Annotated in this window: 12 protein-coding genes and 1 other annotated feature; of the genes, 8 read left to right on the forward strand and 4 right to left on the reverse strand. The window is 36.6% G+C overall.

Going from position 1 to position 11559, the window contains the following annotated elements:
• Positions 1-492: 492 nt before the first annotated feature.
• A complete protein-coding gene (locus HU235_RS15270; protein WP_174880752.1) occupies positions 493-1011 on the reverse strand; it encodes a gamma carbonic anhydrase in 519 nt (172 codons plus the stop codon).
• 220 nt (positions 1012-1231) lie between these two features.
• Between HU235_RS15270 and HU235_RS15275 the strand changes: the two genes are divergently transcribed.
• The gene (locus HU235_RS15275) at positions 1232-2017 is read left to right on the forward strand and encodes an alpha/beta hydrolase (RefSeq protein ID WP_174880753.1); all 786 of its coding nucleotides are present in this window, start codon (positions 1232-1234) and stop codon (positions 2015-2017) included.
• A gap of 103 nt (positions 2018-2120) precedes the next feature.
• Positions 2121-3200 carry a tetraprenyl-beta-curcumene synthase family protein gene (locus tag HU235_RS15280; protein ID WP_095301699.1) on the forward strand — a complete coding sequence of 360 codons (1080 nt, stop codon included), beginning with the start codon at positions 2121-2123 and terminating at the stop codon, positions 3198-3200.
• Between the two features lie 198 nt (positions 3201-3398).
• Here the strand turns inward: HU235_RS15280 and HU235_RS15285 are convergent, their stop codons facing one another.
• A complete protein-coding gene (locus HU235_RS15285) occupies positions 3399-3971 on the reverse strand; it encodes a class I SAM-dependent methyltransferase (RefSeq protein ID WP_174880754.1) in 573 nt (190 codons plus the stop codon).
• On the reverse strand, positions 3968-4933 hold the full coding sequence (locus tag HU235_RS15290) for a TIGR01212 family radical SAM protein (protein WP_174880755.1): 966 nt from the start codon (positions 4931-4933) through the stop codon (positions 3968-3970). Before HU235_RS15290 ends, HU235_RS15285 begins: the two co-directional genes overlap by 4 nt.
• 203 nt (positions 4934-5136) lie before the next feature.
• Between HU235_RS15290 and HU235_RS15295 the strand changes: the two genes are divergently transcribed.
• Positions 5137-5400 carry a YtzC family protein gene (locus HU235_RS15295; protein ID WP_095301696.1) on the forward strand — a complete coding sequence of 88 codons (264 nt, stop codon included), beginning with the start codon at positions 5137-5139 and terminating at the stop codon, positions 5398-5400.
• A gap of 10 nt (positions 5401-5410) precedes the next feature.
• A complete protein-coding gene (locus tag HU235_RS15300) occupies positions 5411-5578 on the forward strand; it encodes a glycogen biosynthesis protein GlgD (RefSeq protein ID WP_174880756.1) in 168 nt (55 codons plus the stop codon).
• A gap of 132 nt (positions 5579-5710) precedes the next feature.
• Here the strand turns inward: HU235_RS15300 and HU235_RS15305 are convergent, their stop codons facing one another.
• Entirely contained in the window at positions 5711-5902 is a 192-nt protein-coding gene (locus HU235_RS15305) for an alpha/beta-type small acid-soluble spore protein (RefSeq protein ID WP_095301694.1), read from the reverse strand.
• Between the two features lie 597 nt (positions 5903-6499).
• On the opposite strand from HU235_RS15305, the gene HU235_RS15310 reads away from it, so the two are divergent.
• The 4 genes from HU235_RS15310 to HU235_RS15325 form a co-directional block, all read left to right on the forward strand.
• Positions 6500-7690 carry an MDR family MFS transporter gene (locus HU235_RS15310; protein ID WP_174880757.1) on the forward strand — a complete coding sequence of 397 codons (1191 nt, stop codon included), beginning with the start codon at positions 6500-6502 and terminating at the stop codon, positions 7688-7690.
• Positions 7691-7925: 235 nt separating this feature from the next.
• Positions 7926-8155: a binding site (T-box leader), on the forward strand.
• Positions 8156-8291: 136 nt separating this feature from the next.
• Positions 8292-10706 carry a leucine--tRNA ligase gene (gene leuS, locus HU235_RS15315; RefSeq protein ID WP_095301692.1) on the forward strand — a complete coding sequence of 805 codons (2415 nt, stop codon included), beginning with the start codon at positions 8292-8294 and terminating at the stop codon, positions 10704-10706.
• A gap of 138 nt (positions 10707-10844) precedes the next feature.
• Entirely contained in the window at positions 10845-11165 is a 321-nt protein-coding gene (locus tag HU235_RS15320) for a rhodanese-like domain-containing protein (RefSeq protein ID WP_095301691.1), read from the forward strand.
• Between the two features lie 231 nt (positions 11166-11396).
• Positions 11397-11559 (forward strand): sporulation protein Cse60 (locus HU235_RS15325; protein WP_174880758.1); only part of this gene is annotated, 163 nt, incomplete at its 3' end.

Here is an 11559-nt window from a genome sequence, read left to right on the forward strand (position 1 = left end):
ATGATTGAAGTAGTTTATTTCTATAGTCAACCTTTAGAAAAAATAAGTGGATTGAAATCATAGGTTTTGAATTTTGACAATTTCAAAACAATTTGGAGTAAGGAGTGGTTAAATCATTCTTGAATGGTACTATATAAGTGGTAAGTACAACGGAAAACATCCCTACTAATGAAAATATGGTAGAAGGGATGTCTTTGTTCCAGTTTTTTTACTTTGGCATTTTTTGCGAAAAAAGCGTTGATTTACTCTAAAGATGGTGCTTTGCTGATGGATGGCTGTGAATCTTCTTGGGGATAGTCTTCATAATTAGCTCAATCAACTTAAAAAAACAAAATGGTCATAGAAAATGTAAGAGTGTAGAAAACTTACAGGCTATTATTGGAGCTTGTAGGGCAATGCTGAATTTTTCAGTCTTGCTTCTGGAAGGCATGAAATCTATCTTAAATACTTAGCAGCCTATCCCCTTTAAATAAGCTTGCGCTTTTGTTCAATTTATTCGATATTTTGCAGAGACTTATAATATTGCCCTTTTTCAACGTATTCGTTTCGTATTCGTTCCATATCTTTTTCATCTTCATTCGTTAAGACTCTGATCACCTTTGCTGGTCTACCGAAGGCAAGGGAATAAGGAGGGATTTTTTTTCCTTGTGGGACAAGGCTACCAGCTCCAATAAATGCCCCTTCACCTATTTCTGCACCATCTAAAATAATTGATCCCATCCCAATTAACGCATTTTTTCGAATGATTGAACTATGTAAAATGACCTGATGTCCAATTGTTACATCATCCTCTATTATAAGCGGACGATTAGGGCTTTGATGGAGACAGCATTGGTCTTGAATGTTCACTCGTTTGCCGATAATAGTTGGAGAAACATCCCCACGGATAACTGATTGAAACCAAATGCTTGAATGCTCGCCGATTGTCACATCACCTGTTATCGTTACAAAATCAGCTATAAAGACTGAATCATCTATTTTAGGTGCTTTTCCTTTATAGGGGTATATCAAAAGTATCATCCTTTCTTTAAGAAGAGATATTATAGCCTTTTTATTAGTGGATAAAGCATTGTTTTCTACCATATATTATAACAAAGGTAAAAAGGAGTTACGATTTTAACTCTTCCAAAGTGTACATTTAGCAAAGAGCACCTAGATTTTTAAGGACATGTCCATTTATCCATAAGGAGATTTACTTTTGCTCGTAATGATTAAAGGGAGGCATTCTTTCATGTGGAAATGGAAAACAGAGGTGGAACAGCCAAAGGGTGTTGTGATCATTGTTCATGGTGCTGCTGAACATCATGGACGTTATAAATGGCTAGCTGAAATGTGGAAATTGTCTGGCTACCATGTTGTTATGGGTGATTTACCTGGACAAGGTACGACGACGCGAAGAAGAGGACATATTCAATCATTTGACGAATATATACTAGAAGTAAATGAATGGGTGAAGGAAGCGACTCAATTTGGATTACCATTATTTTTATTAGGACATAGCATGGGTGGACTTATTTTAGTTCGAGCTCTTCAAGAGAAAAGCCTTAATGCTCAAGCTGTCCTGTTATCATCCCCGTGTTTAGGAGTCTTGTACAGGCCGAACAAGGTTATCGATCTCGCTTCAAAGGGACTAAATTTCGTTGCACCTTCTTTTAAGGTTGAATCCCATTTAAGTATTGACTTGGCAACAAGAAATAAAGCTGTCCAGGAAATAGATGAGAATGATTCATTATATGTGACAAAAGTGTCAATTAGATGGTATCGTGAACTAGTTAAAGCAGTGGAAGAAGCTCATAAACAAATCGATAAATTTCAAGATATCCCCCTTTTTATTATGCAAGGTGGAGAAGACAAAATTGTTGATAAAGCAGCTGTAAAGGATTGGTTTAATAAGGTAAACATTCTTGAAAAATCGTATAAAGAATGGAAAGGTTTTTACCATGAAATTTTCAGTGAACCTGAGCGTGAAGCTGTTTTTGAAAGAGCAAGGCAATTTTTCGATGCCCATTGTAAGTAAAAAAGTGGTAAACTTAATGGTGAGATTTATAAACGAAAACGTACCAATAGTATTTTTAATATCGTTTGAGCGTGAATAATGAAAGTAAGAGGTGACACCCCCTTTGACAGTACCAGAGCATCCTTTAAGATTAATGACGAAAGTATATAAAGAAATTTTCCCAATTGTGCATTTTTATATTCGATATTGGCGAGAGCAGGCGGAAAAAATCCCGAATGAGGAATTAAGAAATCAGGCATTGAGCAGTATTGATAAAAAGGAATTTCACTGTGAAGGCGGCGGCATTCTTGCGATGATTTCAGGAGAATATAAGCAACAATGTATAGAATTTATCGTCGCCTATCAAACAATTAGCGATTATTTAGATAATTTATGTGATAGAAGTACTTCATTAGATCCTGAAGATTTTCGAATGCTGCATCAATCAATGTTAGATGCCTTAACTTGTGGTGCACCGTGTAAAGATTATTATCGTTATAGAGATGACAAGGATGATGGTGGGTATTTACATAAGCTTGTGCAAACCTGTCAAAATGTATTAGCAGATATTAAGCATTATCCAATTATCGCAAAGTATTTGCTTGAATTGTCTAGCTATTATTGTGATTTGCAAGTACATAAACATGTACGTAAGGAAGAACGTGTTCCTCGTTTAGAGAATTGGTTTGAAGCTCATAAAACAAATGTGCCTGAAATGGAATGGTATGAGTTCTCAGCTTGTACAGGCTCTACGCTTGGCATTTTTTGTTTAGTTGCATATGCCTTTCAGGATGGGTTTGATGAGAAACATGCGTTACAAATCAAAGAAAGCTATTTTCCATATGTACAAGGTCTTCACATTTTGCTTGATTACTTAATAGATCAGGAAGAAGATAAGCTTGGCGGGGATTTGAATTTTTGTAGTTATTATGCTTCAGAAACAGATATGATGGAAAGACTTGAGTATTTTGTGGAAAAGGCAGACGAGCATCTTACAGGGATTCCGCATGAGAATTTTCATCGTTTAATTAACCGAGGATTATTAGGAGTCTATTTATCAGATGATAAGGTAGCGGAACATAAGGAGCTGCATAAATTAGCCAAAAGACTAATCAAATTAGGTGGGTTAACGTCGTTCTTTTTTTATTTCAATGGAAGAGCGTATAGGACAATCCAAAAGCTTCCATGGAAAAGAAGTTCATAAAAAAGCAGTGTGTTTCGACCACACTGCTTTAGGCATCTCATAAAGATAAAAATCTACAATAATAAAGAGCAAATAGATTAAATTCTTCTTGACTTTGTTTGCTTTTAAGAAAAAAACGTAAGTTAAATTATTTCCTTCGCACTGCTTTGATAGAACTAGGCTTCAAAGGAATTTATTCTCCTATGACATCACAACCGTTTAACATTTTTCAATTGCAATAATAAATGGTGGATGATTGTTTTTGTTAATAAACTGATACTTCAAGACATGTGCAATACTCGGATCAATTGTTTGAACATAGTTCATTACTTTATCACGCTCTATTTGACCTTCTTTATGACCATGATAAATGACAAGTACAATGAGTCCTTCTGGCTTTAAAATAGCTAATAGTTGTTCAATTGCCTCAATCGTTGTTTCCGCAATGGTAACGACTGCTTTATCTCCTCCAGGTAGATAACCAAGATTAAAAATTGCTCCTGCAATCTCACCATGTTTTTCCTTAGGCACTGTTTGAAAAATATGCTGATGACCTTGATGAAAAAGTGTTACACGGTCTTCGAGGCATTCTACTTTTAACCGTTCTTTTGTGTTAGCAATCGCTTCTTCTTGAATATCATATCCATAGACATGTCCTGATTTACCGATTAATTTAGCTAAAAAAACAGTATCATGACCATTTCCAATCGTTGCATCGATTACATAATCACCTTCGTTAACTGAGGCTTCGAGTAACTGTTTAGCAAATGGTAAAATCCGTTGTAATTTCATCTTTTAATAACTCCTTCTTGCTGGTAAAACCTTCCTTGATAGCTATTTCTTTTTATTAGCTCAGCGTCGATTGAATTTAGCACGTTCCACTTATTTACACTCCACATAGGACCGATCATTAAATCAATTGGACCGTCACCAGTAATACGGTGGACAATCATTTCTGGTGGAAGTATCTCGAGTTGATCACAAACGAGATTCACGTAATCATCTTGTGACAAAAATTGTAATTGACCTTTTTCATATTGTTTTACCATTGGTGTACCTTTTAATAAATGAAGGAGATGAATTTTTATCCCTTGAACATCTAAGTTAGCAACTGCTTTCGCGGTCACCAGCATCATCTTTTCATTTTCTAAAGGCAATCCATTTATAATATGGGAACAAACATTAATTCCATGTTTACGAAGTTTGTTGACTCCTTCAACATAACAATTGAAATCATGTGCCCGATTGATTAATAATGCAGTTCGCTCATGGACTGTTTGTAAACCGAGCTCAACCCATAAATATGTGCGTTCGTTAAGTTCAGCCAAATATTCTACAACATCATCAGGTAAGCAATCAGGTCTTGTTGCAATTGATAACCCGACAACACCTTCTATGTTTAAAACGGATTCAAATTTTTCTTTTAATACTTCAACTGGAGCATGAGTATTTGTGTACGCTTGGAAATATGCCATGTATTTCCCATCTTTCCATTTTTCGTGCATTTTAGCTTTAATGCTATGAAATTGTGTTACAAGGTCATCTGCTCGATTACCCGCAAAATCCCCTGAACCGGCTACACTGCAAAATGTGCATCCTCCATGTGCTACAGTACCATCACGGTTCGGGCAGTCAAATCCTCCGTCTAAAGCAACCTTAAACACTTTATGGCCAAATGTTTGTCGTAAATGATAATTCCATGTATGGTACCGTTTGTTGTCAGATGCAAATCTAAATGGATTTGTCTGTTTCATATGAAAGCTACCTCTCTTTTCTCCGAATGCTCGTTATGCGAACAAATGTCTCCTGTCAAAAAATTTTATCATGATATGTGCTTAATGGACAGTGTTCAACGTAACTTACCAATTATTTTAACTCAAGTTTTTTAACAAACATGCAAACAATAGTAACTGATGAAGCTTATAATGACTTCATACCGTTTGGAGGAGAGACTTAGATGGCAACAAGACAATCTGTTGACGAATATATGCAACGCTGTAATCAAGCACTCGAATATGCACGTGAGCAACAAAAAATCGGTGCAGAACAGGAACATTATAATGAAACTGAATATACTCAAGCTCTACAAGGGCTTGAAAATGCTGTGAATGACATCAATCATTTAGCTTTAAGTGCTAATGATGAGCAGCAAGATCGCATTTACCGGATGAGACTACAATTGCAGCAAGTGCAGAATGAAATGATTTTAAGAAGATATTAGGGGGATGACAGTGAAGAAGCGGTCTAAGCAAAATAATCCTGAGCAGAAAACAAAAAACGGTGTAAATAGCAATGATTTAGAATTAGGCAAAGATTACGATCCTGTTAAGCTTATTAAAAGCAATAATGCAAAGAAGGGTCAGCCGATAAAATCGAAACAGCGAGATGAAACGAAGTAAATTTAAGGTAGGGCTAGATCATTTGATTTGGCCCTTTTCTAAGTAGTTATACATAATCGAACAAAGAACTGTAATTAGATGGCTATAATAGCAAGGAACCCTACAACATGAGGTTCCTTGTTAATCATCAAACTATTGCTTTTGATTCTGTAGCTGGCGTTCACCTAAAGCGATCAAGCGCTTTGTCATTTCTCCACCAACAGAACCATTTGCACGAGCGGTCGTATCGGCACCTAGTTCAACTCCTAATTCGTTTGCAATTTCCTCTTTTAAGGAAGCGAGAGCATTTTCTGCACCTGGCACTAATAGTTTATTTCTAGCCATTGTACAACACCCCTTTTATTGAATATAGGAAGGTACCTTATGAGCACCGATTGAATGCTCAAGATTATGATTCCCAGCTACAGCTTTTTTACACTCTTTTCCTTATATATAAAGGTAAGAGCTGTTTATTAGCGGAAATTTGTGAATCGGGGCTATTTCTTTTCTAATTTTAATATAAGCTATGTTGGAACGGATACATAAGACTCCTGCATGGTTACGTGTGCTAGCAACAAATAAAAGTGCATACCAGTTTTACAAAAAAAATGTGGGTTTATTAAATAGGGAAGGCATATCAAGGAATCTTATCTGACAGTAAATTTGTCGACCATATCTTAATGTATGTTCTTGTAGATTAACGGGTAAAAGCAGGCAGAAAAGTCGGTAAATTCCCATTATTACAACATTCCTTAATAGGTGTAATATTCATTGCAAATAGGGTGAAAAGGGGCTAAAATTCTCTGAGGAACAGAAGGAAACACGAGGTAATTGTGTCTATTTTTATTTGAAAATAGCATGCCTTTTTTTGTTCAATGAAAGCTATAAAATTCGTAGAAAACTAGTTTTATAGCTGTAAATTTATTTGTTAGGAGGATGAAGATGCCACGATCTCTTTGGTTACTTGTAATTGGAATGCTAATAAATGTAATGGGTTCGTCTTTTTTATGGCCTTTAAATACCATTTATATTCACGACCACTTAGGGAAAACGTTAACTGTTGCAGGAGTTGTTTTAATGCTAAATGCAGCGGCAACAGTAATAGGAAATTTAGTTGGTGGTGTTTTATTCGATAAGATAGGTGGTTATAAAACAATTCTTATTGGAATAATCATTACATTAGTTTCTGTCACATTACTTATGTTCTTCCATGGTTGGCCAATCTATGTTTATTTACTTATTTTGATCGGCTTTGGTTCAGGGATTGTTTTTCCGGCGACATATGCGTTAGCAGGAACCGTATGGCCAGAAGGTGGAAGAAAACCGTTTAACGCGATTTATGTAGCACAAAATATTGGTGTTGCAGCAGGTGCCTCACTTGGTGGAATTGTTGCTTCATTCTCATTCACATATATTTTCATAGCAAATGCGGCGTTATATGCAATCTTTTTCTTTATTGCTATTTTTGGTTACCGAAATATAGATGATACAAATGTAAGTCAGACATCAATCCTTGAGGAAAATCGAAAAGGGAATAATGGACCGAGATTTCAAGCGCTTGTTATTCTATGTATTGGTTACTTATTATGCTGGGTTGGATATGTACAATGGTCAACAACGATTTCTTCACATACTCAAAGTTTAGATATTTCGTTAAGTCAATATAGCTTATTATGGACAGTCAACGGTGTTTTAATTGTATGTGCACAGCCATTAATATCATTATTTGTTAAATATTTTGCTAAAACGTTAAAGAAACAAATGATTGTAGGGTTTGTTGTTTTTATTATTTCTTATATAGTTGCAGCGAATGCTGAGCAATTTACTGGTTTTCTCGTTGCGATGGTGATCTTAACCTTTGGAGAAATGTTAATATGGCCAGCCGTCCCAACGATTGCTGATAGCCTTGCCTCAAAGGGAAGACAAGGATTTTACCAAGGCTTCGTTAACAGTACAGCTACTGGTGGAAGAATGATCGGCCCGCTACTAGGCGGACTCATCGTAGACCATTACAACATGAACCTTCTCTTCCTCATCATCATCAGCCTACTATTCATCGGAATCTTCACAACCTATATTTATGACAAAAAGCTCGTTACTGGGGACAGTCCCCAAAAAGAGGCTCTTCAATAATTATTAGGTGAAAGCAATGATGATTGGGGACAGTCCCCAATCATCACTTAAACCTGCCTGTTCAAGGGTTTGAGCGATGAACTTTGGTAGAGATTAGTGATTGGGGGACAGTCCCCCAATAAGTGGTTTATCGATAATAATCGACTCAGTTCAACGAAATGGGGACTGTCCCCCATTTTACATACTTGCATATCATGACAAATTTATATAAAATAAGGTTTAATAAATGTATACGAGATGAACGGAGAGAAGGAATAGTAGGTAGCATTTGATCGTTCAGAGAGTTGACGGCTGGTGTGAGTCAATCGATTGTTGCTATTGAACTCGCCTTTGAGTTACAAATGTGAAAGCCAAATTAGGGTCCTGTAATATTTGTCGTTAATCCACGTTACGGATGTCAAAGTGGGCATACAGTCTATGCCAAAGTTGGGTGGTACCACGGGAACTAAACCTCTCGTCCCTGTTTGGGATGGGGGGTTTTTCATTTTTTTCATTCATCTATGAATAAGTACAGTCATTTGGTCCATACTTTGATCCGTTCAAACGGTTAATACTATAAAATCACGATACATATTGGAAGTTTAGAGAAGGAGGATGCAATATGAGCTTCGATCATCAACAGATTGAAAAGAAATGGCAAAATTATTGGTTACAAAATAAAACATTTAAAACTACTGAGGATACAGATAAGCCGAAATTTTATGCGCTAGATATGTTTCCATATCCATCAGGTGCAGGATTACATGTTGGCCATCCTGAAGGCTACACTGCAACTGACATCCTTTCAAGAATGAAGCGGATGCAGGGCTATAATGTACTTCACCCAATGGGTTGGGATGCTTTCGGTTTACCTGCTGAGCAATATGCACTTGATACAGGGAATGACCCTGCAGAATTTACAAAACATAATATTGATAACTTTAGAAGACAAATCCAATCATTAGGATTTTCCTATGACTGGGATCGTGAAGTAAATACGACAGATCCTGAATATTACAAATGGACACAATGGATTTTCCTTCAATTATATAAAAAAGGCTTGGCATATGTAGATGAAGTCCCTGTAAACTGGTGCCCTGCACTAGGTACAGTATTAGCAAATGAAGAAGTTATCGATGGAAAAAGCGAACGTGGTGGTCATCCTGTAGAACGACGTCCGATGAAGCAATGGATGTTAAAAATTACAGCCTATGCAGACAGACTGCTTGAGGATTTAGAAGAAGTTGATTGGCCAGAAAGCATTAAAGATATGCAACGCAACTGGATTGGTCGTTCTGAAGGAGCGCATGTCCACTTCCAAATCGATGGTCACGAGGAGACTTTTACAGTTTTTACTACACGTCCTGATACTTTATTCGGTGCAACATACGCTGTATTAGCTCCTGAGCATGCATATGTAGAGAAAATTACAACAGCAGAGCAAAAAACAGCTGTTGATGCGTATATTGATCAAATTAAACATAAAAGTGACTTAGAGCGTACTGAGCTTTCAAAAGAAAAAACAGGTGTATTTACTGGAGCATATGCAATAAATCCAGTTAATGGTGAAAAAATGCCAATTTGGATTGCAGATTATGTTCTAGCAACATATGGAACAGGGGCAATTATGGCCGTTCCTGCTCACGATGAACGTGACTTTGAATTTGCGCAAAAATTTAATCTACCAATTAAAGAAGTAGTTAGTGGCGGAGACATTTCAAAAGAAGCTTACACTGGTGATGGTGAGCATGTAAACTCTGATTTCTTAAATGGGCTAGGCAAGCAGGAAGCTATTGAAAAAATGATTGCATGGCTTGAGGAAAATAAAAAGGGTGAAAAGAAAGTAACTTATCGTCTCCGCGATTGGTTGTTCAGCCGTCAACGCTATTGGGGTGAACCAATCCCAATTATTCATTGGGAAGATGGTACTATGTCAGCCGTTCCTGAAGAGGAGCTTCCGCTTGTATTGCCGAAGACAAAGGAAATTAAACCATCAGGTACAGGTGAATCACCACTTGCGATTATTGACGACTTTGTTAATGTCGTTGACCCTGAAACAGGGAAAAAAGGTCGCCGCGAGACAAATACAATGCCGCAATGGGCAGGTAGCTGCTGGTATTACTTACGTTATATTGACCCGAAAAACAGTGAAGCATTAGCGGATGATGAGAAATTAAAGCAATGGTTACCTGTTGATATTTATATTGGTGGAGCAGAGCATGCTGTTCTTCACCTGCTTTATGCACGTTTCTGGCATAAGTTTTTATATGATATTGGCGTAGTACCAACGAAAGAACCATTCCAAAAATTATTTAACCAAGGAATGATTCTTGGAGAAAATAATGAAAAAATGAGTAAATCAAAAGGAAACGTTGTTAACCCTGACGAAATTGTTGAATCACATGGTGCTGATACACTTCGACTTTATGAAATGTTTATGGGCCCATTAGATGCTTCTATCGCTTGGTCTACAACTGGACTTGATGGAGCAAGACGCTTTTTAGATCGAATTTGGCGTTTATTTATTGAGGATAATGGTGAATTAAGTCCAAAAGTAGTTGAACAAAAAAGTGATCAATTAGAACGTGTTTACCATCAAACAGTTAAAAAGGTAACGGAAGATTATGAAGGCTTACGTTTTAATACAGCTATTTCACAACTGATGGTGTTTATAAATGAAGCATATAAAGCAACGGTTTTACCGAAGGAATTTGTTGAAGGCTTTGTAAAATTATTATCACCGATTGCACCTCATTTGTCCGAGGAATTATGGAATAAGCTTGGTCACGAAACAACAATTTCATACGAAGCATGGCCAACTTATGACGAAACAAAGCTTGTCGAAAATGAAGTGGAAATCGTTGTTCAAGTTAATGGAAAAGTCCGTGCAAAGCTTAATGTTGCAAAGGATATTACGAAAGAGCAATTAGAAAATGTTGCCCTTGAGGATGAGCGCGTTAAGGAACAAATCGAAGGTAAAACCATTCGTAAGGTTATTGCTGTCCCTGGAAAGCTTGTTAATATTGTAGCTAATTAAGGAAATTTGAAAATCGCCTCGGCCTATACTGAGGCGATTTTTTTGTAACAGACAGATTGCCCCATGATTGGCATCTAGTTATGTGAGTTTGTTATAATGCAAATATAAGTTGATTTTTAAAATGAGAGGATGTCTATGATGTTTGAAATAAAGGAAATATCACCAGAAGAAGTTCAAGAGAAATTAGAAAATGGAGAAAAGCTAGAATTAATAGATGTTCGTGAAGACGATGAAGTAGAAGCAGGAATGATTCCACAGGCGAAGCATATTCGAATGAACGATATTCCAGATAAACTAGATGAACTAGATAAGGACAAAGAAACGATTTTTATTTGCCGTTCAGGTGGTAGAAGTGCAAACGTATGTGCATATTTGCATGACAAAGGTTTTAACGTTGTAAATATGACAGGTGGAATGCTTTCATACACAGGGGAAACGAAACCGAAAAGCGAGATATAAACAAGGATTTTAATTTATTTTAAAAAGGGTGGCTTAAAATTAAAGGTTCAGCCCCCTCAGACACAATATATAGACTAAAGACGAGGTTAGTTTACTATATACTGCTGTTTGTTGGAGGGGGCAGACCTTTTTGAGTCATCCTCTTTTTTTGTTTTTTAAATACTAAGAAAGCATGCTTGGCATATGTAGTACACCTCAATAATAAACTAGTCAAAAAGAGGTGAATACTAAATGTTACAAGTAGCAGTATTTGATGAAGAACACGAAAAGGATTTAGAGGAAGAAATAAACGCCTTCTTAGCAGAATTAGATGATATACAAGTTAAGGACATTAGATACAGTGTTACGTTAACAATTGATGAAGATGGTGAGCAAATATATTGCTATTCTGCAC

The organism is Metabacillus niabensis (assembly GCF_902829255.1).
Classification (GTDB): Bacteria; Bacillota; Bacilli; order Bacillales; family Bacillaceae; genus Metabacillus; species Metabacillus niabensis.

Bases quoted from the DNA above. Each gene is read 5' to 3' on its own strand.
- HU235_RS15295 (WP_095301696.1), top strand. From the start codon at position 5,137: ATGGCAACAAGACAATCTGTTGACGAATATATGCAACGCTGTAATCAA.
- HU235_RS15305 (WP_095301694.1), bottom strand. From the start codon at position 5,902: ATGGCTAGAAATAAACTATTAGTGCCAGGTGCAGAAAATGCTCTCGCT.
- HU235_RS15285 (WP_174880754.1), bottom strand. From the start codon at position 3,971: ATGAAATTACAACGGATTTTACCATTTGCTAAACAGTTACTCGAAGCC.
- HU235_RS15290 (WP_174880755.1), bottom strand. From the start codon at position 4,933: ATGAAACAGACAAATCCATTTAGATTTGCATCTGACAACAAACGGTAC.
- HU235_RS15275 (WP_174880753.1), top strand. From the start codon at position 1,232: ATGTGGAAATGGAAAACAGAGGTGGAACAGCCAAAGGGTGTTGTGATC.
- HU235_RS15310 (WP_174880757.1), top strand. From the start codon at position 6,500: ATGCCACGATCTCTTTGGTTACTTGTAATTGGAATGCTAATAAATGTA.
- leuS (WP_095301692.1), top strand. From the start codon at position 8,292: ATGAGCTTCGATCATCAACAGATTGAAAAGAAATGGCAAAATTATTGG.
- HU235_RS15320 (WP_095301691.1), top strand. From the start codon at position 10,845: ATGTTTGAAATAAAGGAAATATCACCAGAAGAAGTTCAAGAGAAATTA.